Below are 25,149 nucleotides of genomic sequence, written 5' to 3'. Positions count from 1 at the left end.
TAAAAAAACGACACGACAGTTTTCGTATAATTTGTTGGTTCTTCCTTTTAAAAAGTTGGTTACACGCTTTGTATAGTTTGACTATGTGCAGCCATAATTATTTTGGTCATTTGTGTAAACACATTAAACGATGAAACGATTTACACTGATATTGATGGGCTGCTTGAGTGCATTGCTTTCATTGGCACAGCCAGGGAAAGGAGCTATAAACCTCAATATTCTGAATGACCAGAAAGCAGGAGTGGAAAGTGCTACAGTTGAATTACTTAAAAGCGCTGATTCTGCACTGGTAAAAACTTCTTTGACAGATAAGGCAGGCAATACAAGTTTTGAAGCTGTAACTTATGGGTCCTATGTGGTCCGTGTAAGCGCTGTAGGCTTTAATACAAAATATTCCCCTGTTTTTTCTATAGACCAGGCATTGGTCACCCTGCAGTCATTGATCTTATCTGTAAAGGCAAATATGCAAATGCAGGGTATTACAGTGAGTGCAAAAAAGCCATTTATTCAAAAGCTAAGTGACAGGATAGTGGTGAATGTGGAGAACAGTATTGTCAGTGCTGGAAGTTCGGCCATTGATGTACTGGAGCGTTCACCCGGCATCACTATTGACCAGAATGATGCAATAAGCCTGAGGGGCAAAGCCGGCGTGATCATCATGATAGATGGAAAGCCTTCACCTATGACTGGTGCTGACCTGGCCAATTACCTGAGAGGGTTGCCAAGCAGTGCTATTGAGCGAATTGATATTATCACCAACCCTTCTGCTAAATATGATGCGGCAGGTAACTCCGGCATCATTGATATACACCTGAAAAAAGACCAGCGGCTGGGAAGCAATGGAACCTTTACCGCAGGTTATGGACAGGGCATTTATCCAAAGGCCAATGCAGGCGCCACATTTAATTACCGCAATCAAAAGATGAATGTATTTGGTAATTATAACTATGCTTACCGCAAACAGCTTAATCATTTGATAATAAACAGGAACTTCTTTGAACAAGGTGTATTCAAAGGGTCAGACGATAAGGATAATTATGCTGTAATGCCAATTAAGTCAAACACTGCAAGACTGGGAGCTGATTTCTTTCCTTCAAAAAATACCATTGTCGGATTTGTAGTCAATAGCAATTTTAATGGTTTTAAAAGGCGTGCAGATATAAATACGATGGTAAATGATGCGCAATATCAACCTGATTTTAGTTTCCAGTCTATCAGTACCAACAACGACCATAATAACAACACAGTGGCTAATGTCAATTTCAAACAGAAACTTGATTTCCTGGGAACAGAGTTCACTGCTGATGTTGATTATGGTGTGTATAATACGGCATCGCTGACAAGGAGCTCCAGTTATTTTTATAATCTTAATGGTTCAAAGAGAAAAGAAGATGATATACTTGATGGAGACCAGAATGGAAAGCTCACTTTGAAGACGGCAAAGGCTGATTTCGTTCATCCTGTAACTGGCGGAGCCAAGGTGGAAGTAGGCGCTAAGACCAGCTATGTATCTTCAGACAATGATGCAAAGTTCTATAATGTAATGCCTGATCAAAAACAGGTAGATGAAACAAAGACCAACAGGTTCTTCTATAAAGAATACAATAATGCGGGCTATATCAATTTCAGCAAGGCCTATAAGAAGTTTGACTTCCAGGTAGGTCTTCGTGGAGAACACACAAATATTAAAACACTCCAGGTGAAAGGAAACGATAGCTACAAGAATGATTATTTCCAATTGTTTCCAAGTGCCTTCTTTAATTACAAATTGAAAGAAGACCAGACATTGGGCATTTCAGTAAGTCGTCGTATTGACCGCCCGGGCTATTTCCAGTTGAATCCTTTCCTCTTCCAGGTAGATGCTACGATCTATTCAACGGGTGATCCATTACTGAAACCACAAACAACATGGTCTTCAGAGTTAAGCTATACATTAAAGCAAATGAATTTCTCATTCAGCTATAGCCATACCAAGGACCCAGAGAACACCGTATTGTCAAAGATCCTTGACGTGATCCCCAACTTTGAGATAAAGCCTGGCCAGGATTCAAATATTACAGTGCAGATACCAGTCAATCTTACCTCGTCTGACTATATAGGTATCAGTGGTGCAGTACCTGTAAGGATCAGTAAATGGTGGAACATGACCAACAATTTTGATATTTATTACAACCGTTTCAATGGAAATCTTGCAGGCTCACAATTGAATGCAGGCAAACCCGCTGCTACTGTACGTACCAATAACAATTTCACTTTTACAAAAGGATGGTCAGCAGAACTGAATGCCAATCTCAATACTGGAGGCCAGTATGGATATATGGTGCTTGATCCGCAATGGGGACTGGCTGTAGGAGGTCAAAAAACAGTTATGCATGGCAAGGGTACAATAAGATTTAATATGACGGATATCTTCTGGACCAACCTTCCAAAAGCTAAGGTGGAATATAAAGGCAGCTATGTAGAGAACTGGCATGCCTACAGGGAATCGAGGGTGGCTAACCTAAGTTTTACTTACCGCTTTGGCAACAGCAAGGTGCAGCAGGCAAGAAGAAGAACCACAGCATCGGAAGAAGAAAGACAAAGAGCCGGAAACTAATTACAGGCAGAATTGGTGGATGATAGAAGAGTGCCTTTCGGGGCACTTTTTTTATTGCACCTGCTCAATATTTTTCTTTTTCAATATCAGTAAATGCGGCTGAACCTGCGATAGGGTTTGATGGTTTAAAAAGCTTTTCAGGTGTTTGTAAAAATGGCTGTAATCAAAATAACCATACAGGCTGTAGGAGAAGCTGGCAGGATCTGTTGTCAGGTGTTCAATTGCTTTCCTGATACGCATTATTTGCAAAGCCTGTTTGGTGCTGATGCTGGTGGTGGCTTCGAAATAGCGCTGCAGCGTACGCGAGCTTATATGATATCGTGCCGACAGTTCTTCAATGGAAACTGTGAAGTTGCCTGTTTCTGTAAATTCTTTCAGGATCTGGGTAACTACATCAACCTGTTTTAATGAGCCTGCATATCTTTCTATGATGCGCTCATAATGATCGGTGGCTACCTGCACTCTCTGGTTAAAGCTTCCTGCAGTTTTGATCTTTTCCAGGAGCTTCTGGTCAAGCAGGTAAGCTAATGGGAATATATATTCCTTATACTCTGAGAAGTTTACCCTCTTTTCAAATATCACAGGTGATACCTTGAATTTGATACCAAATATCCTGTTGCCTGCAGCATGATGACATATCATATTTTTATGCCTGGGTAAAAATCCATGTGTGCGCATTTCGAATTTTTCATCTTCCAGTTGCATCACGAAGGGAGTCCCCAGGTTGATAAGGTAAGTATATCCAATGTTTGGAAACAAGGCATCTGAAAAACCGTTTGGATGTTGTTTGTACAATTCATCAAAATCTGTTTCCCAGAAAAAGTCAATAAAATGAGATAAAGACTTCTTAGCCTTTTTCCGGTGGTAATTGAATTCGAAATGATCCCTATGGAAAAACTCAATGTGTTGCACGAAATAAAGTTAGGGAAAACTGCTTTGGACAAGCTACTCCCGGCCATGTAATTGGTTGGATCAGGGTATGGGCAAAGCTTAATAGGAGTAGCCACTTCTGATGGATCCCTGGTTTTCAGTTTATAATTTGATTTTTGACTTTCATTCTCTCCTAACTTCGTGGCACAGCCTATTGGCCATTTATTTTTTACACTACTATATTAATGACCATCAATACGCAGCAAAAAATCCTGATCATTACAGCTCCTTCAGGGGCTGGAAAAACCAGCATCACCCGCTATTTATTGGATATTTTCTCAGACCGCCTTGCTTTTTCCATCTCAGCCGCAACGCGCCAGGCAAGGGGTTCTGAAAGGAACGGCGTTGATTACTATTTCCTTGACCCGGAGGATTTTGCCAATAAGATACAGCATGAGGAATTTATAGAATGGGAAATGGTGTATGAGGGGAAATATTATGGGACACTAAAATCTGAATTGCACCGGATATGGAATGACGGGAAAATACCTGTACTGGATATAGATGTAAAAGGTGCCATTCACGTGCAGCAACAGTTTCCAGAATCCACCCTCTCCCTTTTTATAGAACCTCCCAGCGTGGATGAATTAAAGAACCGGTTGCAGGGCAGAGGCACTGAAAGCGAAGAGTCGCTGAATGCCAGGGTAAACAAAGCAGCTTATGAGCTTTCCTTTAAGCATTCCTTTAATCATATCATTGTAAATAATGACCTTCGGCATGCCTGTAAAGAAGCTGAAGCAATAGTTTCGGCCTTTATTCATTAAGCGGGCAGTTTTTATATCTTTACTTTGATGATAGCAGTTACAACGCTCGTTTGGTTTTTTGTTACCATAATCATGATGGGGTTTTTTGCTGGTGTGGAAATGGCTTTTTACAGCATTAACCGCTTTGGCATCGAATTAAAAAAGAAACAGGGTCGCCAGAGCGCCATCCTGCTTTCAAAATTCATAGAAAATCCTCAATCTTTCCTGAGCACCACTTTATTGGGATTTACCTTGTTCCTGGTATGTTTTGCTTTATTATTTACCCAGGTCACCTTTCCATTATGGGAATTCATAGGCCTGAAATATGACATTGCCAGGTTGGTTTTGGATATCATACTCGCTACATTCATAGTGCTCATTTTTGCTGAATTTATTCCCAGGGCTATTTTCCGGGCACAAAGCAACTGGATCCTTTCACGGATGGTATGGCTGATCAACTTCTTTTACCAGATATTACAGCCTATAGCAATGATGTTCCTGAATCTTTCGGACTGGGTATTGAAATATATTTTTAATGTGCGCATCAGGGAAACCAAGGATAGCCTTTCCAGCGGCACACTTGAAACCATGTTCCAGCAAAGCAATGAAAGTGAATATGAGCAGGAGGAGTTTAATACAGAACTATTTGAAAATGCCCTTGAACTGCCCAAAGTAAAAGTGAGGCAGTGCCTCGTGCCAAGGAAAGAGATCATTGGAGTTGAATTAAAATGCACGCCTGAGCAGGCCAGGGAAAAATTTATTGAAACCAAACTAAGCAAGTTGATCGTATATGAAGGTAATATAGACAACATAGTAGGATATATACACCAACTGGATATGTTTAAAAACCCTAATGCACTTCAATCTATTTTGTTGCCAATTCCCGCTGTGCCAGAGAGCATGAGCGCAACAGATCTTATCGGGAAATTTACAAAGGAGCGTAAAAGCATTGCCTGGGTAGTTGATGAATTTGGGGGTACGGCAGGAATAGTAACCATGGAGGACCTGCTGGAAGAGATCTTTGGAGAGATCCATGACGAGTATGACAGTGAAGAATTCGTGGAGAAGCGGCTGGCTGAGAACGAGTATATTTTTTCGGGCCGCCTGGAACTGGATTATATTTCAGAAAAGTACAACCTGGAGTTTGCCGGCAATGAGTCGGAGACCTTGTCAGGTTATATTATCAATCACCATGAAACCATTCCTCACCAGAAGGAAAGGATCATTATTGATGACTATGAATTTGATATTCTTAGTGTAAGCGATACCAGGATTGAGATGGTCAAATTAAAGATCTTAAAATAAACAAATGCAGAGGGTGATTGTAGAAGGATTCGTTAACTCTTCATCATTGTAGCCCTGCTTTTCTGCATAGCTATATCTTTGCCGCACTTTTTAACACATGCCCCTAAGTATTTTCAATAGAAATAAAGGTGAAGAACGGGCAGAGATGTCGTTCATCGACCACCTGGATGTATTGCGTAGTCACCTTTTCAAAAGCGTGGTTGCCATTGCCATTGGTGCAGTGGTTGCAGGCATCTACAACAGCTTTATTATTAAAAGAATATTACTGGGACCCACCAATAGTAGCTTCCCTACCTATGGTGTGATCTGTAAAATAGGAAAGGCGCTGAACCTGGGTAATGCGCTTTGCATGGAAGGCATTGCCATCAAAATGCAGAGTACCGATGTATCCGGTCAGTTCAGCATGTGGTTCACGGTTGTTTTGGTGAGCGGTTTGATACTTGCCTTTCCTTACGTATTTTATCAATTCTGGAAATTCATAAAACCAGCGCTCACTAAAAAGGAATTGAACAAAACAAGAGGCGTGATCTTTTGGGTTTCATTCCTGTTCTTTACGGGGGTTTTATTCGGTTATTTTGTGGTGGCTCCTTATGCACTCAATTTCTTTTTTCATTTTCAGCTTGATGAAATAATTGAAAACCGCTGGACCATTAACAGTTATATTGATATGATGTTGCCCCTTGTATTAGGTAGCGGTCTGGCATTCCAGTTGCCACTGGTTATGTTCTTCCTTGCCAAAATAGGTATAGTGAATGGTAAATACCTGGCTGGGGCAAGGAAATATGCCATTGTGATCATTTTTGTGGTGGCAGGTGTCATTACTCCTGGTCCGGATGTGGTGAGCCAGATGGCGGTAGCACTTCCTTTATTATTGCTTTACGAGATCAGCATTATACTTGCCCGCAGAGTAGACAAGGAAAAAGCTGAGGAAGAGGCAAAGGAATGGAGTTAAACCATGGGTTTGATCTAAATTGAATATTTTTAAATGGAAGTTTCGGGGACCTTTCCCGGAAATTGTTTTCTCCTATACAAAAAATACCAGGTATGCAATCAACATTCGATCGTGTAAAGCTTGTGGCCATAGGATGTGACCACGCAGGTTTTGAATATAAAACCGTGCTGGTTGATTTCTTAAAGGAAAAAGGCTGGCAGGTAAAAGATTTTGGAACCAATAACGCTGATTCTGTAGATTATCCAGATTATGCTCACCCTGTGGCAAATTCAGTAGAAACCGGCGAGTCAGGATGGGGCATATTGATTTGCGGAAGCGCTAATGGTGTAGCCATAACAGCTAATAAGCACCAGGGCATAAGGGCTGCCATTTGCTGGCAAAGCGAAGTGGCCAGACTGGCACGTGAGCATAATAATGCTAATATCATCTGCATACCTGCAAGGTTTGTATCTACTCCTGCAGCAGAAGAAATGGTAAATATTTTTGTATCAACAGCCTTTGAAGGCGGCAGGCATGAAAAAAGAGTGGTAAAGATGGCTTGTTCCTAACCCGTACACTTTAATAAAACACAATAGCTGAATGAAGAAAATCTTGTTGTTGGTGCTTTGCGCAGGCACCTTGCATGGCTTTGCTCAAAAGCCTGAAAAATTTGCTAAAACGATTACTGCAGAAGATCTTAAAAAACACCTGTTTGTCATTGCCGGTCCTGAAATGGAAGGCCGGGAAACAGCAACACCAGGTCAGAAGAAAGCGGCTGCCTATATTGAAAGTTATTTTAAACAACTAGGCCTTCAGCCTGGTAATAATGGCAGCTACCAGTTAAACTATAACGTTTACCAGGATTCACTAACCGGGGCTTCTTTAGAAGTAAATGGCCAGGCTTATGACCTGGACAAGGACTTTAATCCTTCTATCGGCAACATTGATGCAACACTGGCATTTAGTGAGGTGGTATTGATAGGACCTAAATCCATGGACTCTTTGAAGAATGCCAACCTTGCCGGAAGGCTTGTGATGATCGTTGGTGGTTTGCCAACGGTCAGGCGTGGCCAATCCGGTGGGATAGGCGCATTGCTGCAATCCAAAGGGGTTGCCGGTATATTAACAGTGAGTGCTGTTTACCCACGCACCGGTTCAAGCAGCCGGAAAGGGAATGCCACCATCAACTTGTTTAAAAGAAATATTGCTCCGCAGCAATATTCTATCTCGGAAAAAGTAGCAAAAGCCATAATTGGGAATGATTATGACGCAGTGAAAAAAGATACGTCTATAGTAAAAACCTATAACGCCAATATATTGCTAGGTGTACAAAAGACTACCATTACCAATCAAAGCAGTAATGTAATGGGCCTGCTCCCAGGCACTGATCTTAAGGATCAATATTTGTTCATTACAGCCCATTATGACCACCTTGGAAAAAGAGGTGATTCTGTGATCTATTATGGTGCGGATGATGATGGATCAGGGACGGTGAGTGTGCTGGAACTGGCAGAAGCTTTTACGAAAGCAAAGGCTGCAGGTAAAGGTCCGCGCAGATCCATCGTATTCATGACTGTAAGCGGTGAGGAAAAAGGATTATGGGGCTCGGAATATTATTCTAATAATCCTGTATATCCATTGGACAAAACTACTGCTGATCTGAATATTGATATGATCGGCAGAAGTGATTCTTCAAGAAGAGGAGATACTACTAATTATGTTTATGTGGTAGGAGATGATAAATTAAGTTCCGACCTGAAAACAATTAGTGAGGCAGTTAATAAAAAGTACACCAAGCTGGAACTGGATTATAAATTCAATGATCCAAATGACAAGAACTTTATCTATTACAGGAGCGACCATTACAATTTTGCCAAGAAGGGAGTGCCTATCATTTTCTATTACGATGGCATGTTGGGCAGCGATTATCACCGCCCAACTGATACACCTGAAAAGATCCATTACCCTTTAATGGCGAGGAGAGCACAGTTGGTATTTTATACTGCCTGGGAAATGGCCAACAGGGCCCAGATGCTGAAGCGGGATATACCACTGGATAATTCGATTTTTAACCGGTAGTACCCATCCTCTTTATAATATTATAAAACGGCCTGTTAGCAGGCCGTTTTCTATTTACCGTTCATGAATTACCGGTAGGTGCATGAAAAGGTATTGAGCTCGTTGCTGTTAATATCAGTAAACACTTTACTATAACTCTAATAATTATTCCTCAAATAAAAAAAGGCCTGTCACAAAAACAGGCCTCTTTTTATTAAGTGTGAACTATTTATTTGTGGGAAGAATGTTTAGAAAGCAATTCTCTTTTTTCTTCACATCTTGCTATGTCTTCTTTATAGCCTTTAATTTTCTCATCATTCAATGAAAAGAGTATGGCCTTTTCATAAAAGTTTATCGCTTTGTCAAACTGTAGTTGCAACTCTTCAACAAGGCCCAGCCGATGCTGGATCCATGATTTGTCCACAGCCTCCACCTCACTGGCTCGCTTTGCCAATGCCTGTATATCATTATAGCGCTCCAGGTCCATCAACAATATCATATAATTCAGATAGGAGTGCGGATACGAAGGGTCGCCATTAATTGCAGCTTTATAATGATTTTCCGCATTGGCATAATCATCCATTTGGGTCTTGTAGATCCATCCAAGTGAGTTGTGGGTGGCAGCATTGCCAGGCTCGTCAAATAATATGCTTTCATATTTCCTGAAAGCCTCAACATAGTTCTTATTGATTACATCATTTTCTGCTTCCAAATAAATCTCTACCTGTTGTGAATTCATAGCTCTAATATATACGGTGGTTACTCAAATTCAAAACAAGAGGCCATCCTTTTGAAGATGGCCTCTTGTCAAAATATATATGTCGATAATCTTTATAATCCCAATACCCATGCAAATACAAGTGGAGCTACAATGGTAGCATCACTTTCTATGATATACTTTGGTGTGTGAATATCCAGTTTACCCCAGGTGATCTTTTCATTGGGTACTGCACCGGAATAAGAACCAAAGGAAGTAGTGGAATCAGATACCTGGCAGAAATAACTCCAGAAAGGAACATCATGCCATTCCAGGTCCTGGTACATCATTGGCACAACGCAGATAGGGAAATCGCCTGCAATACCACCGCCGATCTGGAAAAAGCCGACACCCTTTCCACCGCTATTGTTGCGATACCAGTCAGCCAGCCAGGTCATGTATTCAATACCGCTTTTAACGGTAGAAGCTTTCAGTTCATTTTTGATCACATAGCTGGCGAAGATGTTACCCGTGGTACTGTCTTCCCATCCTGGAACAACGATCGGCAGGTTCTTTTCTGCAGCAGCTACCACCCAGCTATTCTTAGGATCTATTTCATAGTATTGTTCCAGTTCTCCACTTTGGATGGTCTTATATAAAAACTCGTGCGGGAAATATCGCTCTCCTTTTGCTTCAGCATCATTCCATTGTTTTACCAGGTGTTTTTGCAGCCTGCGAAAAGCTTCTTCTTCGGGTATGCAGGTATCAGTAACACGGTTATAATGGTTTTCCAAAAGATCCCATTCTTCCTGCGGTGTCAGGTCGCGGTAATTGGGAATGCGTTTATAGTGTGAGTGCGCAACGAGGTTCATTACATCCTCTTCAAGGTTAGCGCCTGTGCAGGAGATAATGGCGATCTTATCCTGGCGGATCATTTCTGCCAGGGATATACCTAACTCGGCAGTACTCATTGCTCCTGCTAACGTTACCATCATTTTACCACCTTCCAGTAAATGTTGTTCATATCCTTTAGCAGCGTCTATTAAAGCTGCAGCGTTGAAATGCCTATAGTGATGTTCTATAAATTGTGAAACAGGACCTTTACTCATAATCTTAAAATTGAGGTGCAAATTTAGTCTTTAAAAAGACAAATCCCGCCGGACCGAAGCCGCAACGGGACTGTTTTACACACACTAAAACTAACTATTAACTTATAACATACTAAGAAGGGACTTTGAGATGCGGGAAAGTTGATTTATTGCTTTCCTGCATTGTTTTTTAAGATTTACGTTCTTTCTGGTAAGTAACCCAATCTGAATTGGATGACTTTAATATCAATTTAGTATCTGCATTTTCTACTGTTACATAATATGTAGTTCCTTCTTCATTTGCTACTTCAAAAAGATCAGAGATCCAAAAACCTTCGTAATTATTCTTTAAGTTGGTTTGTAAAGAAATAGGCAATTGTGTGGAGCTGATATTTCTTGTGATGGCAATCATATTTCCTGAAGCATCAAAATACGCAGCTACATATTGACCATTGAGGGAAAACTTAGCCTTGTAAAAGTTGTTGGTTACTGTCCAATCAACTTCAGTAGCATTTTTAAATGAAGTTTCAAAAGATTTTAATACTCTTGAGTCTACTTTAGAATCAGAAGCAAAGCTGCTCATGCTTATCAGCGAGAACAGAACGGTTAAGGTGATTAAGAAGCGTTTCATAAACATTTAATTTATTTAGTTTTTAAATTTTGTTTGTTTGATTAGTATGACGTCACAAAAGTATTTTAGGTTACACCTCTCCGCAAGCTAATTGTGACGACCGGACAGCCCTGTTAAACCTATTAACATTGGTTGCCAAATTGTTAAGAAGGATGAATTGTACTTTTAGGTGTATGAATTTTTTGGCGCACGCTTATTTGTCCTTCGAACATCCGCAAATCCTTGTAGGAAATATGATATCTGATTTTGTAAAAGGAGCGGCAAAAGACAGGTATGCAAATGATGTACGGCAAGGGATCATGCTCCACAGGAATATTGATGAATATACAGACAACCACCCCGCCACTAAAAATGCCAAAGAAATATTCAGGCCTTACTACAGGTTGTATAGCGGAGCCATTATAGATATCCTTTATGATCATTTCCTGGCAAACGATGCTGAGCTTTTTACGGAGGCTTCTTTAAAAATCTTCACCCGGTCAGTTTATACAGCGCTGGAAGACCAAAGCGCTCACCTGCCAGAACGCTTTGTGCCGGTACTGGCCTATATGAGCGCTGAGGACTGGCTCTTCCATTACAGGTATACCAGCGGGATGCAAAAAAGCCTGAGAGGTTTAATACGAAGGGCTGCCTACCTGTCCGAAAGTGATACAGCCTATCAATTGTTCCTGGATAATTATAATGCCCTTGAAGGATACTACCATGAATTCTTCCCGGATGTTAAACAATTTGCAAAACAAAGGTTTAATGAACTGCTTGGCTGATACCTGCGTTGGAACAAAGAAGCGAAGTGATATTTTTGTACCTGTAAAGCATCCAATTATGAAGAAACTGGTTTCCACCATTTGTATCCTTAGTTTATTTACCTGTCTACATGCCCAAACCCAGGCCTCGCTGAAATTAAAACTGCCCGTTTTAGACAAGTCGCCGATGGATATGGCCTATTTCCCTTCTGATTATCCTGTACTTAAGATCCAGGATAAAGCATCAGACCCACTGGTAGCACGTATAATATATAGCCGTCCGCAAAAAGATGGACGTGTCTTATTTGGCGAGCTTATAGAATATAATACCGTTTGGAGATTGGGAGCTAATGAAGCCACTGAAATAGAATTTTTTAAAGATGTGAAGATCGGGGGCAAAAAGCTGTTGAAGGGGCGCTATACTATGTATGCGATTCCTACACCCGCACAATGGACCATCATATTTAATAAGGATACAGATATCTGGGGTGCTTTTAAATACGATGAAAAGAAAGATGTATTACGGGTTACTGTACCGGTTCAAAAGACAGCTTCTGTTGCTGAAATCTTTTCTATGAACTTTAATAAGACCTCTACGGGTGCCGATCTTATCATGGCCTGGGATGATGTTTCTGTGAGTCTACCTGTTTCTTTGAAATAAGTGTTTTGATATAAGTTATAGTGTGCAGCAGGGTTAAAGCCCTGCTGTTTTAGTTTAAAGAAACCGGCTGTTAGTTCATGATCACTTTAAATGTTTGTTGAACTCCGGTCACTGTATTTGTAATGTTAAGGAGGTACATACCTTTTTGCACGCCTGCATCCCGTTGGTAAGTAAACCTGTTATTTGAAACCGATTTTAACTGGGTTTTGAATAATAACCTTCCTGATAATTCAAACAATTCAATTGTAAAGTCTTCTCTTTCAGCTCCGGAGAACAGGATGTTGAGCTGATCTTTTACAGGGTTTGGAAATATGCTAATGCCTGTATTTCCGGATATGCTAATGATAGAACTATATTCAATATGCCCATCCTTCAGAAGCAATTTGATCCTGTATTGGTTCCCTTGTGCAGGCTGCTGGTCTTTGAATACATAATGATTACTACCCGAGCCCTTTGAGGTAGTAAGTTCGCCGATAGCTGAAAAATTAGCATCGTTAAAAGCCTTTCTTTCTATGGTAAAGGAGCTGATGTTCTTTTCCTCATTTATATTCCATGTTAGGATGTTAATGCCATCTTTATGTTTGCCCTGCAGCTGAATTGATAAAGGAAGTAAGGCATACCCACAATCTCCATCCAGCAAATAACTGCTAAAACGCAGCAAGCACCCATTGTTCACGCTCATTTTGCAAACATATTGGCCAGCTTCGGAAGGGTCAAAGAAGGGTAAGTTATAAGTAAGTCCTGTACCGACTAATACACTATCAGTGGAAGTATATTTCCTGTACCACTCATAAGTTGCATTAGGAACGGTATCTATGGAAAGCGTGGTGTTTTTGTAAAAGCATTTCTGTGAAGCTTTAACCGTAATATTCTGGAGAGGTAGTACGCTTACATCATTGAGGGTGGCATTTCCGCATCCATCAACAGCTCTCAGGCGCACCAGGGAATACACTGTTCCTGTATTAATAGAAAATACAGGGCTTGTTTGTACCGCCGTGGTAATATCAGGGGTTGAAGGCGTGCTGCCTATGATCTGGTAAGTATAGGGACTAACGCCGCCTTTAATATCAGATCCCAGGCTGAGTGTATTATTGTCACATTGATATATGGCGGACTGTCCTTGTGATGGGTAAGCATATGGCTGAATGGTAACAGTGTCATATAACCTGTAGTTGCAGGTCTGCATGGTATATTCTACAATATAAGTTGCAGGTTCCAGGTCGGAGAATATATACACATCACCTGTGCGTGATGAAAAGCTACGGAAGTTGGTCACGCCATTCTTTTTGATAATACCTGGTTGGGTGGTGTAATAGTTTGAAGTGCAGGTTACCTGCAGGTCGCCTGCGCCATTGACCCATGTGGCTGAAGGACATTTAGCCCTGACAACAATAGATTTGGTAATGTTGCTGGCATTGGGTGTTAGCAACGAAGTATCTTTCTGGCCGCAACCATCTGTTCCAATAATAGTATACTGCTTACCTGCAGGCAGGCCGGGTAATAGTATGCTGTAAGGATTGGTATTGGTTACTGTATCACACTTTACTGACCCGTCAGGATGGATGATCTTTACCTTATAAGGCCCGTTGTTATTTTCGAACTGTATGCTTACCTGTGTATTGCCGACATTACATGATTTTGAAGATTGAACACTGAATCCCCTTGAAAGGGTAAAGGCCTGGCATACCTGCATAGTAGTATCAACACAACCATCTTTTACACTAAAACAATAGTGGCCATAGGGCAGGCCATCAAATACCCCTGTTGTATTACATGATAATTTATTTCCAAGCGAGTCAAACACGCAATATTCAGGGTTTGTAAAGTTATTACCGCTAACTGTTGCCGTAAAGTCGTTGCAGCTGGCATTGGTTTGCTGCACCCAACTGTTGATCATAGGTTCCGGCCTTGTTTCAGTAAAACACCTTGTAATGGTGGAGTCAGTGCAACTATCTTTTACCCTGATGCAGTATGATCCCCAGGCAAGGTTATCAAATTCACCTGTGGTATTACATTGCAAAAGCGAGTCTTTGTCATTATATAAACAGAATTGCGGGGCTGTTAAATTGGTTTGTTCTGCAATAGCAGCAGAAAAGCCGTTGCAATTTCTTCCCCAGACCTGCACCCAGGAAGCAACAGAAGGAATGGGTTTGTTGCTGGAGAAGCAAAGTGGTGCCGTTGTATCTGCGCAGGAAATGGCACGAATACAGTAATGGCCATGCGGTAATCCTTGAAAAACACCTGTTGAGTCGCAGGTTATAATGGTTCCCGTGCTATCATAAAGACAATACAAAGGCTGAAGCAAATTGTTTCCCGAGACTGATACATCAAAACTGCTGCAGGTGTTGGCAGCAATATGATACGCTGTTAATTCTGCTGTTGGATGTATGGCAGTAAAACACCTGGAAATGATGGTGTCCGTACAGCTATTCGTTATGCGAATGCAATAACTTCCATAAGTCAGGTTAGGAAAAATCCCGGAATTGTTGCACGATAGCAGGTTGTTGTCAACATCATAAAGGCAATAGTTAGGATCGGGTAAGTTTTGTTGACCTGTAATACCAGCAGTGAATAAAGAACAATCCTGGTGATTAATGGAAACATTATCATCTACGCCTGGCTGCGGCGTAGTGGCTCTAAAACAGTTATTAATTGTGGTATCGTAACATGCATCCCTTGTTTTGATGCAATAGCTTCCATAGGAAAGACCAGTAAACACACCTGTGGCATTACAGGCTACCAGGTTGTTAACAGAATCATACAGGCAATAATTTGGTGTAGTTAGATTTTGCTGGCCGTATACTGTAGCCGTAAAGCTGGTACATGTTTGATCGGTAAAGCTTATACCAGCAATGGATGGCCGCAACGCAGCCGGTAAGGACCATGTCCTTGTTTGAATATTGCCACATTTATCTTTAACCAGTAGCTCCAGGTTCCTGTGCGTACCAATACTGATGCTAAAGTTGTTACTGGTGTTCCAGATAGTATCTGCAGGGTTCATGATCACTCCATAGCTATAGCCGTCAAAGGCGGTGCCTGAAAGATTGGTATTTCCTTTATTATCCTTTAAGCCGATAAAAACACTGGCATTATTGCAATCAGTTTTAGTAACACTATAGTTATCAAACCACCAGCTATAGTTCTCTATCGTAATTTTCCTTACCTGTAAACCACCGCATGAATCCTGCAGCTGCACTGAATATTCCCCGGGTATCAAACCAGTGAAATTGCCAGTAGAGGTGCTGGTTCCAATAGAGGATGCAGAAGGAGCTATGATGGTATAGGTAAAAGGACTTCTTCCAAATTGTTGATTGGAGGTGGAGATAGTACCGTCATTGCCTAAGCAACTAGCATCTGATTTAATGAGCTGGAACCTGGGATCAGCGTAAGAGCCAGGCACATACACACTGTCTACCTGTTTGGTGCAATTGCCGTAAAGATCTTTTACCAGGATAGAATAATACCCGGGTGGCAAACCAGTTATACTATTGGAAGAGGTATAGGGGGTATTAATCGTACCAATTGCACGATAATTATAATTATGTGAGCCGCCTGTTGCATTAATATCTATGGAGCCTGTTGCCACGCACCTGGATTCATGGACAGTATAGGTAAGTTGTAACGATGAACAATCCTGGGCATTGAGGTTCCATATAATCAGGAGAAGTAGGGTTAAGGAGTAAAATTTTTTCATAGGCCACTATTTCAGCTTGAAACTCAAGCCCGCTACAGGTTATTGGATGTTACAAAGTTGTAAAAAAAAGGAGGTATCTAATAGGGTACAAATACCCTAAAACCTGCGTAAATTCTCTATAAAATGCAGTTCAGCAAGGGTTTCAATAAGCGGAGAACAGTTATCAGGTCCGGAATCAGGGTTTACTAAAACAGGTAATAGTAGCTTTGTGGATCGTTCAACTGTAAATAGAATAGCGGCAATGACATTGAGACAACAAATATTAAAAAGGATTTATCCTTTATTGGTGTTTATAGGAAAAGGAAGAGGATCGGCACAGGTAAAAAAGAATAATGAGAACCGGCCACCCTTCCATCAGGTTTATGATCTTAAAGTGGAACTGAATAATTCATCGGTCTTACCGCTTTCCCAAATGGCGGGTAAAAAGATCTTATTAGTAAATACGGCCAGTGATTGCGGGTATACGGGCCAGTATGCCGAACTACAGCAATTGTATGAACAAAATAAGGACAAGCTGGTGGTACTGGGTTTTCCTTCCAATAATTTTAAGGAGCAGGAAAAAGGAAGTGATGAAGAGATAGCACAGTTCTGCCAGGTGAATTATGGTGTCACCTTTCCGCTGGCCAAAAAAAGCAATGTAACACCTGGCCCCTCTCAAAATCCTCTATTTAGATGGCTTTCCCATAAGGAAGAAAATGGATGGAATGATAAGGCACCGTCGTGGAATTTTGCTAAGTACCTGCTTAATGAGCAGGGAGTATTGACCCATTATTTTGAACCTTCTGTTTCTCCATTATCGAAAGAAGTGCTGGCTGCTGTTAAATAAACCATTATGAATCTTAGCGACTGGATCGGTGCCATAGGTGTAGCTATAACCTTACTGGCCTATTTCTTTATGAGCTTTAAATGGATGTCGCCCCATGGTAAAACATTCTTTTTTCTTAATACATTGGGAGCCGCTTTAACGTGCTACGCTTCATTGCTGATATCATACTGGCCCTTTGTGGTTTTAGAGGGAACATGGGCTATTATATCAGCAGTAGGATGGATGAAGGCAGGTAAAGAAGTAAGTGTAAAAACCTAACCACAGCTATAAGCCATTGAGTCCATGTCTACCTGGCGGGGCTTGAATTCATAGCCATCATAACTATTGGTAATCTGCTCCAGCACATCATCTATTTCTTCCACCTCTGATATGGTCACCAGCTTTAACCTGTATTCTTTAATATTTGGCAAGCCCCTCAGGTAATTGGTATAATGACGACGCATTTCATTGATGCCGGCCTTTAAGCCTTTCCACTCCACACTGCGATGCAGGTGTTTCTGTATCACTTCCACCCTTTGCTGAATGGTGGGCGGCGGCAAATGTTCACCTGTACGTAAAAAATGTTTGATCTCATTAAAGATCCAGGGATAGCCAATGGCTGCCCTGCCAATCATGATGCCATCTACCCCATAACGGTTCTTATATAAAAGGGCTTTTTCCGGTGAGTCTATATCTCCATTGCCGAAAATGGGTATCTGTATGCGGGGGTTTTCCTTCACGCTGGCTATGGGATCCCAGTTGGCAGAACCTTTGTACAGCTGGCACCTGGTGCGTCCATGAATGGCCAATGCCTTGATGCCAACATCCTGCAGGCGCTCTGCAACCTCCCCGATATTGATGGAGGCATCATCCCAGCCAAGCCTTGTTTTTACGGTAACGGGTAAAGAAGTTGAGTTTACCACTGCTTTGGTTAACCGTACCATCAGGTCGATGTCCTTCAGTACTGCGGCACCGGCGCCCTTGCTCACCACTTTTTTCACAGGGCATCCAAAGTTGATATCAAGCAGGTCGGGGTTTACGGTATCAACAATGCGGGCACTTAAGGCCATGGCTTCTTCATCGCCTCCAAAAATCTGGATACCTACGGGGCGTTCATTATCGAAAATATCAAGCTTCTGGCGGCTTTTAATGGCATCTCTTATCAGGCCTTCACTGCTAATGAACTCCGTGTACATCAGGTCGGCGCCATTGGATTTGCACACAGCCCTGAACGGGGGATCGCTGACATCCTCCATAGGCGCCAGGAGTAATGGAAACTCCGGAAGTGATATGTTATCAATTTTTACCAAACGAAATCTCTTTGATCATTCAGGGCTTATCTTGCAGCTTTTATATTCCCGGGAGATAAGCCAGGGCAGCAAATTTACAATTCTCAAAGCGAGGTGCTATGCAAACATATCTTAAATCACGGCCGATATGGATACAATTGATCTTATTCATAGGAATGGCTTTTGGACTTTTCCTGGTCTTTACCATCCTGGGAACGTTCATTCTTACAAAACTCACAGGTATCAGTTTGCTCCAGCTCCAGGATGTTGGTAAATGGGACACCAACAATCCAAACATGATCTTCTTTATAAGGGGCATGCTGCTCACCCAGTTCCTTGGCTTGTTTTTGATCCCAAGCCTGCTCTTTGGCTATTTCTCTGATCCTTCACCAGCTCAATACCTGGGATTAAAAAGCCCGTATAGTAATATCTATTGGTTGCTGGGTATAACCGCACTCCTGGTGTCATATCCTTTTGTGGAATATTCAGGGATACTGAACCAAAAAATGGCCATAGGCGGAGATGCCCAGAAATGGATGAAAAGCATGGAAGAGGATGCCGCAAAACAAATCCAGTTCATGCTGAGCAAGCATACCATAAAAGAACTGGTATTAAACCTTATTTTCATTTCGGTTTTTGCAGGCATAGGCGAAGAGCTTTTCTTTAGAGGTGTATTGCAAAGGCTATTTATCAAACTGACTAAAAGTCCCTGGTTGGGGATTATTATTACGGCCATCCTTTTCTCGGGATTTCATTTCCAGTTCTTCGGATTCCTGCCCAGGCTTTTCCTTGGTGTCCTGCTTGGTGTTATTTATTGGTACAGTGGCAGCCTGTGGACGGCTATATTGGCGCACTTCTTATATGATGCTTTGGTAATAGTAGTGATATACCTGCACCCCGAGATGGTCAAGGATCCAAATACAACGCTTGTCAACCCGGCGCAATTAGGTATCATGGCGCTCATTAGTATAGGCCTCACATCCCTTGTAGTTTGGCAAATGGCTAAGGGATCCAAAAGCCGTTATGACCTGGTTTATAAAGATGATGATGTTTCTAAAGACGAATTTAGCTTTTAAGAATTATGGCATTTAACTGGCAAACATTTAAAACAAGAGCACTAACAGCTATAGTATTTGTAGTGGTAATGCTGGGTGGTTTATTCTATAACCGCTGGTCGTTTTTTCTATTGTTCTCTGTAGTGCACTTTGGTGGATGGCTGGAATATCAAAAGCTGGTAACAAAGTTCAATCCTGAATATTCAAAGGTTACAGCTCCGCATAGATATGGTGTCATGCTGGCGGGATGGTGCCTGATGTTATTCTTTACAAATGAAACTCTTGCTATCGGCACAGTCATACTTTCACAAATAGGATTTTGGATAGGTATCGCTTTTATGATCGTCCTTCCATTGATTATGATGCTGGAGTCAAAGCAGATCTTTCTCAAAAACATTTTCTATTCTCTTTTCGGAATATTATACATTTCCCTTCCTCTTGCCTTGATGGTAGATATCAGAACCAGGTGGGATGAGAACCTTTACCAATTATCGATGACCATTCCCTTACTGGTTGTGTTTTCATTATGGATCAATGATACCATGGCCTATATAGTAGGTTCATTGATAGGGAAAACTCCTTTATCAAAAGTGTCGCCTAAAAAAACATGGGAAGGCACTTCTGGTGGAGTTATTCTTACAGTGGTCGTTATTAGCCTACTGGCTTATTTCACAAAAAGATTACCTGTTGTGGATGCCGCGGTAATGGCTGCACTTGCAGCCATTACAGGTACTGTTGGTGATTTGTTTGAAAGCAAGATCAAAAGACTGGCGGGAGTAAAAGACAGTGGGGCTATCATGCCGGGGCATGGCGGATTTTTAGACCGCTTTGATTCCATGTTGTTTGCCGCAATAGCTGTGTGGTTTTATGCAGACCTGTTTGTTCATTAATCTTTTTCTTACTGTTCATTATTTTTTGCAACTCCTGCTTTATAGCTTGCTTGCCTTTAAAACAGGGGAGTTCAAGTAAGTATCCGATAAGAGGATAAAGTAGAAATGACCATATCTGGCTGATGTTGATTTCGTAATTATACCCGGGTCATTTAGTGGTAGTACTCCATTTTGTTTTGGCACTATGATTTTATAAAATACCCCATTAAATTAGCTGTCAGAAGTAATGTGATAAAGCAAATTTTCTCACATGAGCCAGGTGGAGAAATCCTAAAAGGTAAGCTTCGTGTAGAATCCAAAATCCAATCCTATGAACTGGAATACCATTATTGGTGTTGCCGCCACTATCACCATGTTCGTGCCGGCTATCGCCATCGTTTATAACAAACTTTACCAACACCGCAGCCTCGCAGCATTACTCATTTCTTTGCTATCCACAGGCATCTATAACCTCTTTTCAGAAAACATACTGCCCGCTTCGCCAAAGTTCCTGGACGTATTTGCTGTGATCAATAACTACCTTGATATACCATTAATGCTGACAGCGCTTTTATTCTTCTGTCCTATCAAACAAAAGCAAAGGGCTGTACATATTGTTACAGCCATATATGTAGCTTACGAGATTGTAATAGCGTGCATCTTTGGATTAAATCCTAAAGCTATAGTTTATATTATGGGTCCGGGGCTTACGTTGATACTTATTTACAGCTTTTACCTGTTCATCAGGCATATCAGGATAACTGTCGAATTTGGTAAGAACGCCGGCAGGACCCTGATGCTGGTAGCTATATTGTTCTCTTATGGATGCTATGCCCTGATCTATTATTTCTATTACATACAATTGACACCGGCAGTGGGAGATGTATTCCTGTTGTACTTTATTTCCACTTTTATTTCTTCAGTGTTAATGACCATTGGCCTTCAGCTGATCAAGAACCGTATGAAACAATTGCAGGAAGTGAGAAATACCAGGAGAGAACTGGCCATGTTCTTTGGCAACGGGTAAGATAAAAACTATAAAGGTTTGATAACAGAAAGGATAATGAAGTGTTAGGAGCTTCATTATCCTTTTAATGTTTTATACTAGAAAGGATACTTTCTTTCGCTGATCAGTTTATCCGCAATACGCCTGCGGGCTTCCTTACTGTTGAATGAAGCTGCCTTGGTAAATCGTTTGATCCCCATCAGTATCATCCTTTGTTCATCTCCTTCTGCAAATGAATTGATAGCATCTTTTCCATTTTTATTGATTCGGTCAGCAGCATCATAGAGGAAACAGTTTAGCATGTCCTTATAGATAGGATCATTATTTCCTTCTAGTGCCAGTTTCCTTACCCGCAGCAACACGCTTTCAGCCACATAAGTATCGATAGCCATATCTGCTATGTTCATCAAGATCTCTTGTTCCTTTTCTAACTGCATCATCAATTTTTGAGCAGCAGCTCCTGCTGTCAGTAATACAGCTTTCTTAAAATTATTCACCAGTTTGATCTCTTGTGTAAATGGTGTTTCATCTTCCGCGCCAAAATCTGGTATACTCATTAATTCCTGTGAAACTTTCATAGCTGCGCCCATGATATTTAATCTTCCTTGCATGGCACGCTTCAATGTCATGTCCACAGTCAGCAAGCGGTTGATCTCGTTGGTGCCTTCATAGATCCGGTTGATGCGGCTATCCCTGTAAGCCCTTGATATATCATATTCCGCACTGAAGCCATTGCCACCATGTATCTGCACGCCTTCATCTACTATAAAGTCCAGCATCTCGCTGCCATTTACTTTCAAAATGGCGCATTCAATGGCATACTCTTCTGCAGCACCCAATAGGGCTTCATTAAAGGGTTTTCCTGCCTCAAGCAATTCCTTTTCTTTGTCATCTATCAGTTGTGCAGTACGGTATAAAGAGCTTTCACAGGCAAATACCTGGGTAGCCATTTCTGCAAGTTTGTGCTTGATAGCTCCGAAGTTGGCAATGGAAGTTTTGAACTGCTCTCTTGTAATGGCATATTCCACGGAACTGCTGGTAGCTCTTTTGGCCCCGCCCAATGTAGCAGCGCATAATTTCAAACGGCCAATGTTCAGGATGTTAAAAGCGATCTTATGTCCCTTGCCAATTTCACCCAGTACATTTTCTACCGGCACTTTGCAATCCTGGAAGTACAATTGAACGGTAGAGGAACCCTTAATACCCATCTTATGTTCTTCAGGACCTTGTGTAAATCCTTCAAATCCCCGTTCTACTATAAAGCCTGTAAACTTGTCACCATCAACCTTTGCAAATACAGTATAGATATCGGCAAAACCACCATTCGTGATCCAGCATTTCTGACCATTCAGTAAATAATATTTACCATCCTCACTCAGGCGTGCGGAGGTCTTGGCACCCAATGCATCACTGCCGCTGTTGGGTTCTGTTAGACCATAGGCACCCGTCCATTCACCGCTGATTAACTTAGGAATATATTTTTGCTTTTGCGCTTCGTTGCCGAAATAAAGAATGGGCAGTGTGCCAATACCTGTATGAGCTGAAACAGCTACAGAAAAAGAATGGCCAGCACCCAGGTATTCATTAACGATTGTGGAGGTGACAAAATCTTTTCCCAAGCCACCATATTCTTCAGGGAATGAAGTGGATAGTAATCCCTGTTCCCCCGCTTTTTGTAAAAGGGAACGCATCAGGCCAGGCTCCATACTGTCTATCTTATCTAATATGGGCATCACTTCCATGTCCAGGAACTGGTTGCACATATCCCTGATCATCTTCTGTTCTTCAGAAAAATCTTCAGGTATAAAACTAGCTGAAGGGTCTGTTTCCCTGATCAGCCATTCGCCGCCTTTAAGGGCTTTGTTGGTAAGTGTTTCCATAATAGAAAGTTTTTGTTTGATAGTTTAAGGGTTTCTAGAGCACCCGGATCGTTGGTTATTGTTAGCTATTAACCATTCAGGTTGTCATATACTTTTTGAAGCACCTCTTTGCACATCTCTACCTGGTCAGCAGGTACGCCACTCAATGCTTCATTTAGGGTTTCTTCTGCCAGCGCCATGGTCTCCTCCTGGAGTTTGATGGCTGCCCTGGTCAAATAGATCTTGTTGATCCTCCTGTCCTTCTCATCCGACACCCGGTTCACCAGGTTTAACTTCTCCAGGTTGTCAACCAACCGGGTAATACTTGGTTTGTCTCTGAAAGTAGCATTGCATAATTCCTGCTGGCTGGCACCATCATGTTTCCATAACTGGTATAGTACACTCCATTGTTCGATGGTAAGATTAACGCCTGAAGTATTGAACTTCTTTTGAAGCCGGCGGGCAATGGCAATAGATGCCTTGCCTGTAATAAAACTGTAAAGCTCCCCCTTTTTAAAATGGTTGTTTGACATACAGTTGTTTATGCAACTAAGTAAATATAATATCCTCTTTTCATAAAAAAAAATTAATTGTACTTAGTATTTATGGTTAATTAATAGAATTAAGTAATTTTATTATATCTCCTCCCCCTGAAGCTAACCTCCCAAACGAAAAACAAGATTTTACCTGCCTGAAGAAGACCCTTTATTACCAAAATAGGGACTGTTTATGCTACGCACACTATTATTACTCCTGGGGGTACTATTCATTGTTTTCAATACCACATACGGGCAAACGAGGCTGGTTGTTCTTGGTTCTTCTACCTCTGCGGGTACCGGGGCAAGCGTCCCTGATTCAGCATGGGTGAACCGTTTCCAGGCTGCCTATGCGAAAAACAGGAATGACAACCAGGATACAAGTATTATCAACCTGGCTGTAGGTGGTTATGTTACTTACAAGATCATGCCCAATGAATATATAGCACCTGCAGGGAAACCTACACCCGATACTGCACACAATGTGACTAAAGCATTGAGTTATGCTCCATCTGTTATCATTATTAATCTTCCTACTAATGATGTGGGTAATGGATATTCAAGAGCAGAATTTATTAACAACCTGCGGTATCTTTATCGTTATATACAGGCTGCGGGTGTAAAACCTTATATAACTACCACGCAACCCAGAAGCCAATACGATTCCAATTACCGCTCCATACTGCATGACATGGTAGATTCCATCATGTCAAGCTTTGGAAATAATGCCATTGATTTCTGGAATGGCATTGCCACAACTGATGGCCTGTACAATATCAAACCCGAGTTGAACTCAGGTGACGGTGTCCATTTGAATGACAAGGGACATGGGTTGCTATTTCAAAAAGCGATTGCAAAAAATGTTTTTGGCACAGAACCAACTGGTAACATCGTAAACATTCATATAGAAGCGGAAAAATGGTCTGCCATGAGCGGGGTTTCTACAGAGAATACAGCAGATGTAGGAGGAACGCAGAACGTGGGCTGGATAGATAATGGCGACTGGATGGAGTATTCAGTAAATGTACCTGCAGCAGGTTCCTATACAATGAGTTTTCGATTGGCTTCACCCTATAATGGCGCTCAGTTCCAGGTGAGTAAAGGCACTGCGGTGCTTTCCACTGTTACAGTACCTATTACAGGAACCTGGCAGACATGGCAAACAGTAACCAGGGCCATTAACCTGAGCGCAGGCACCCAAACCATACGGATCCAATCTATTTCCACTGCCGGATGGAACATCAACTGGCTGGAGATAGCAGGTGCTTCTGCTGCCAACCAATCACCAACTGCCAATGCAGGAGCTGATAAGACCATCACCCTTCCTGCAAACAGTGTTTCGCTTTCAGGAAGTGGTTCAGACCCTGATGGCTCCATTGCTTCCTATGCATGGTCCAAGGTATCAGGAGGTGCAGCTACCATCAATAGTCCTTCTGCTGCTTCTACCACGGTAAGTGGTCTTGCACAGGGGTCTTATATCTTCCGCCTCACCGTCACAGACAATGCTGGCGCTACAGCTTTTGATGATGTTTTGGTAACAGTCAATGGTGCTACCGGCACCTCCTCCAGGATAGAGGCTGAGAACTGGAGTGCCATGAGTGGTGTGCTCACCGAGAACTGCTCTGAAGGTACTTTGGATGTGGGCTGGATAGA

General features: G+C 41.7%; 22 protein-coding genes. 14 read left to right on the top strand and 8 right to left on the bottom strand.

All coding sequences use genetic code 11. The features are described from left to right. Positions 1-130: 130 nt before the first annotated feature. Entirely contained in the window at positions 131-2,596 is a 2,466-nt protein-coding gene (locus tag BUA53_RS13815; protein WP_084080078.1) for a TonB-dependent receptor, read from the top strand. A gap of 51 nt (positions 2,597-2,647) precedes the next feature. Here BUA53_RS13815 and BUA53_RS13810 read toward each other — a convergent pair whose 3' ends face one another. Then, a complete protein-coding gene (locus tag BUA53_RS13810) occupies positions 2,648-3,508 on the bottom strand; it encodes a helix-turn-helix domain-containing protein (protein WP_072835980.1) in 861 nt (286 codons plus the stop codon). Between the two features lie 203 nt (positions 3,509-3,711). On the opposite strand from BUA53_RS13810, the gene gmk reads away from it, so the two are divergent. The 5 genes from gmk (at position 3,712) to BUA53_RS13785 (ending at position 8,584) form a co-directional block, all read left to right on the top strand. Continuing rightward, positions 3,712-4,290 carry a guanylate kinase gene (gmk, locus tag BUA53_RS13805; protein ID WP_072835979.1) on the top strand — a complete coding sequence of 193 codons (579 nt, stop codon included), beginning with the start codon at positions 3,712-3,714 and terminating at the stop codon, positions 4,288-4,290. 27 nt (positions 4,291-4,317) lie between these two features. Continuing rightward, positions 4,318-5,574, top strand: a complete 1,257-nt coding sequence (locus BUA53_RS13800; RefSeq protein WP_072835978.1) for a hemolysin family protein — start codon at positions 4,318-4,320, stop codon at positions 5,572-5,574. 97 nt (positions 5,575-5,671) lie between these two features. After that, complete coding sequence (tatC, locus tag BUA53_RS13795; RefSeq protein WP_072835977.1) at positions 5,672-6,526, top strand: twin-arginine translocase subunit TatC; 855 nt, start codon at positions 5,672-5,674, stop codon at positions 6,524-6,526. A gap of 92 nt (positions 6,527-6,618) precedes the next feature. Then, positions 6,619-7,074, top strand: a complete 456-nt coding sequence (rpiB, locus tag BUA53_RS13790; protein ID WP_072835976.1) for a ribose 5-phosphate isomerase B — start codon at positions 6,619-6,621, stop codon at positions 7,072-7,074. A 31-nt stretch (positions 7,075-7,105) separates the two neighbouring features. Further along, positions 7,106-8,584 (top strand): M28 family peptidase, encoded by a 1,479-nt coding sequence (locus tag BUA53_RS13785; RefSeq protein ID WP_072835975.1) that lies wholly within the window; start codon positions 7,106-7,108, stop codon positions 8,582-8,584. A 208-nt stretch (positions 8,585-8,792) separates the two neighbouring features. On the opposite strand, the gene BUA53_RS13780 is transcribed toward BUA53_RS13785, so the two are convergent. The 3 genes from BUA53_RS13780 to BUA53_RS13770 form a co-directional block, all read right to left on the bottom strand. Continuing rightward, positions 8,793-9,302 carry a hypothetical protein gene (locus BUA53_RS13780; RefSeq protein ID WP_072835974.1) on the bottom strand — a complete coding sequence of 170 codons (510 nt, stop codon included), beginning with the start codon at positions 9,300-9,302 and terminating at the stop codon, positions 8,793-8,795. A 92-nt stretch (positions 9,303-9,394) separates the two neighbouring features. Then, positions 9,395-10,369: a deoxyhypusine synthase family protein gene (locus BUA53_RS13775; RefSeq protein ID WP_072835973.1), complete on the bottom strand. Its 975-nt coding sequence runs from the start codon at positions 10,367-10,369 to the stop codon at positions 9,395-9,397. A gap of 169 nt (positions 10,370-10,538) precedes the next feature. Then, complete coding sequence (locus BUA53_RS13770; RefSeq protein WP_139256444.1) at positions 10,539-10,979, bottom strand: hypothetical protein; 441 nt, start codon at positions 10,977-10,979, stop codon at positions 10,539-10,541. 173 nt (positions 10,980-11,152) lie between these two features. Here BUA53_RS13770 and BUA53_RS13765 point away from each other — a divergent pair, with 173 nt between their 5' ends. Both BUA53_RS13765 and BUA53_RS13760 read left to right on the top strand, forming a co-directional pair. Further along, on the top strand, positions 11,153-11,743 hold the full coding sequence (locus BUA53_RS13765) for an acyl carrier protein phosphodiesterase (RefSeq protein WP_072835971.1): 591 nt from the start codon (positions 11,153-11,155) through the stop codon (positions 11,741-11,743). A 58-nt stretch (positions 11,744-11,801) separates the two neighbouring features. Beyond that, the gene (locus tag BUA53_RS13760) at positions 11,802-12,383 is read left to right on the top strand and encodes a DUF2911 domain-containing protein (RefSeq protein ID WP_072836093.1); all 582 of its coding nucleotides are present in this window, start codon (positions 11,802-11,804) and stop codon (positions 12,381-12,383) included. A 70-nt stretch (positions 12,384-12,453) separates the two neighbouring features. On the opposite strand, the gene BUA53_RS13755 is transcribed toward BUA53_RS13760, so the two are convergent. Beyond that, the gene (locus BUA53_RS13755) at positions 12,454-16,077 is read right to left on the bottom strand and encodes a T9SS type A sorting domain-containing protein (RefSeq protein WP_072835970.1); all 3,624 of its coding nucleotides are present in this window, start codon (positions 16,075-16,077) and stop codon (positions 12,454-12,456) included. Between the two features lie 208 nt (positions 16,078-16,285). Here BUA53_RS13755 and BUA53_RS13750 point away from each other — a divergent pair, with 208 nt between their 5' ends. Both BUA53_RS13750 and BUA53_RS13745 read left to right on the top strand, forming a co-directional pair. Continuing rightward, complete coding sequence (locus BUA53_RS13750) at positions 16,286-16,903, top strand: glutathione peroxidase (protein WP_245793120.1); 618 nt, start codon at positions 16,286-16,288, stop codon at positions 16,901-16,903. Positions 16,904-16,909: 6 nt separating this feature from the next. Further along, positions 16,910-17,161 carry a CBU_0592 family membrane protein gene (locus BUA53_RS13745; protein ID WP_072835968.1) on the top strand — a complete coding sequence of 84 codons (252 nt, stop codon included), beginning with the start codon at positions 16,910-16,912 and terminating at the stop codon, positions 17,159-17,161. Here the strand turns inward: BUA53_RS13745 and dusB are convergent. After that, complete coding sequence (gene dusB, locus BUA53_RS13740) at positions 17,158-18,192, bottom strand: tRNA dihydrouridine synthase DusB (protein WP_072835967.1); 1,035 nt, start codon at positions 18,190-18,192, stop codon at positions 17,158-17,160. The two genes, BUA53_RS13745 and dusB, sit on opposite strands and share 4 nt — an antisense overlap. Positions 18,193-18,290: 98 nt before the next feature. Between dusB and BUA53_RS13735 the strand changes: the two genes are divergently transcribed. The 3 genes from BUA53_RS13735 to BUA53_RS13725 all read left to right on the top strand — a co-directional run bounded on the left by BUA53_RS13735 (position 18,291) and on the right by BUA53_RS13725 (position 21,122). After that, positions 18,291-19,247: a CPBP family intramembrane glutamic endopeptidase gene (locus BUA53_RS13735; RefSeq protein WP_072835966.1), complete on the top strand. Its 957-nt coding sequence runs from the start codon at positions 18,291-18,293 to the stop codon at positions 19,245-19,247. 5 nt (positions 19,248-19,252) lie between these two features. Beyond that, a complete protein-coding gene (locus tag BUA53_RS13730) occupies positions 19,253-20,116 on the top strand; it encodes a phosphatidate cytidylyltransferase (protein ID WP_072835965.1) in 864 nt (287 codons plus the stop codon). Between the two features lie 310 nt (positions 20,117-20,426). Then, positions 20,427-21,122: a hypothetical protein gene (locus BUA53_RS13725; protein WP_072835964.1), complete on the top strand. Its 696-nt coding sequence runs from the start codon at positions 20,427-20,429 to the stop codon at positions 21,120-21,122. A gap of 77 nt (positions 21,123-21,199) precedes the next feature. Here the strand turns inward: BUA53_RS13725 and BUA53_RS13720 are convergent, their stop codons facing one another. Both BUA53_RS13720 and BUA53_RS13715 read right to left on the bottom strand, forming a co-directional pair. Then, positions 21,200-22,981, bottom strand: a complete 1,782-nt coding sequence (locus tag BUA53_RS13720; protein WP_072835963.1) for an acyl-CoA dehydrogenase family protein — start codon at positions 22,979-22,981, stop codon at positions 21,200-21,202. A gap of 68 nt (positions 22,982-23,049) precedes the next feature. Further along, positions 23,050-23,493, bottom strand: a complete 444-nt coding sequence (locus BUA53_RS13715; protein WP_072835962.1) for a MarR family winged helix-turn-helix transcriptional regulator — start codon at positions 23,491-23,493, stop codon at positions 23,050-23,052. Positions 23,494-23,689: 196 nt separating this feature from the next. On the opposite strand from BUA53_RS13715, the gene BUA53_RS13710 reads away from it, so the two are divergent. Continuing rightward, a partial coding sequence (locus BUA53_RS13710; protein WP_139256443.1) for a carbohydrate-binding protein occupies positions 23,690-25,149 on the top strand: 1,460 nt, incomplete at its 3' end.

This window comes from Flavisolibacter ginsengisoli DSM 18119, from assembly GCF_900129295.1.
Taxonomy (GTDB): domain Bacteria; phylum Bacteroidota; class Bacteroidia; order Chitinophagales; family Chitinophagaceae; genus Flavisolibacter; species Flavisolibacter ginsengisoli.
Note: the sequence above shows the minus strand (reverse complement) of the source record. Positions and strands in the feature narration are given on the sequence as shown.

What these genes read in the sequence shown, in the direction of transcription:
- BUA53_RS13720 (WP_072835963.1), bottom strand. Translation starts at nt 22,981, where the DNA reads ATGGAAACACTTACCAACAAAGCCCTTAAAGGCGGCGAATGGCTGATC.
- BUA53_RS13735 (WP_072835966.1), top strand. Translation starts at nt 18,291, where the DNA reads ATGCAAACATATCTTAAATCACGGCCGATATGGATACAATTGATCTTA.
- BUA53_RS13780 (WP_072835974.1), bottom strand. Translation starts at nt 9,302, where the DNA reads ATGAATTCACAACAGGTAGAGATTTATTTGGAAGCAGAAAATGATGTA.
- gmk (WP_072835979.1), top strand. Translation starts at nt 3,712, where the DNA reads ATGACCATCAATACGCAGCAAAAAATCCTGATCATTACAGCTCCTTCA.
- BUA53_RS13770 (WP_139256444.1), bottom strand. Translation starts at nt 10,979, where the DNA reads ATGAAACGCTTCTTAATCACCTTAACCGTTCTGTTCTCGCTGATAAGC.
- BUA53_RS13765 (WP_072835971.1), top strand. Translation starts at nt 11,153, where the DNA reads ATGAATTTTTTGGCGCACGCTTATTTGTCCTTCGAACATCCGCAAATC.
- BUA53_RS13725 (WP_072835964.1), top strand. Translation starts at nt 20,427, where the DNA reads ATGAACTGGAATACCATTATTGGTGTTGCCGCCACTATCACCATGTTC.
- BUA53_RS13745 (WP_072835968.1), top strand. Translation starts at nt 16,910, where the DNA reads ATGAATCTTAGCGACTGGATCGGTGCCATAGGTGTAGCTATAACCTTA.
- BUA53_RS13755 (WP_072835970.1), bottom strand. Translation starts at nt 16,077, where the DNA reads ATGAAAAAATTTTACTCCTTAACCCTACTTCTCCTGATTATATGGAAC.
- rpiB (WP_072835976.1), top strand. Translation starts at nt 6,619, where the DNA reads ATGCAATCAACATTCGATCGTGTAAAGCTTGTGGCCATAGGATGTGAC.
- BUA53_RS13785 (WP_072835975.1), top strand. Translation starts at nt 7,106, where the DNA reads ATGAAGAAAATCTTGTTGTTGGTGCTTTGCGCAGGCACCTTGCATGGC.
- tatC (WP_072835977.1), top strand. Translation starts at nt 5,672, where the DNA reads ATGCCCCTAAGTATTTTCAATAGAAATAAAGGTGAAGAACGGGCAGAG.
- BUA53_RS13760 (WP_072836093.1), top strand. Translation starts at nt 11,802, where the DNA reads ATGAAGAAACTGGTTTCCACCATTTGTATCCTTAGTTTATTTACCTGT.
- BUA53_RS13715 (WP_072835962.1), bottom strand. Translation starts at nt 23,493, where the DNA reads ATGTCAAACAACCATTTTAAAAAGGGGGAGCTTTACAGTTTTATTACA.
- BUA53_RS13815 (WP_084080078.1), top strand. Translation starts at nt 131, where the DNA reads ATGAAACGATTTACACTGATATTGATGGGCTGCTTGAGTGCATTGCTT.
- BUA53_RS13775 (WP_072835973.1), bottom strand. Translation starts at nt 10,369, where the DNA reads ATGAGTAAAGGTCCTGTTTCACAATTTATAGAACATCACTATAGGCAT.
- BUA53_RS13730 (WP_072835965.1), top strand. Translation starts at nt 19,253, where the DNA reads ATGGCATTTAACTGGCAAACATTTAAAACAAGAGCACTAACAGCTATA.
- BUA53_RS13800 (WP_072835978.1), top strand. Translation starts at nt 4,318, where the DNA reads ATGATAGCAGTTACAACGCTCGTTTGGTTTTTTGTTACCATAATCATG.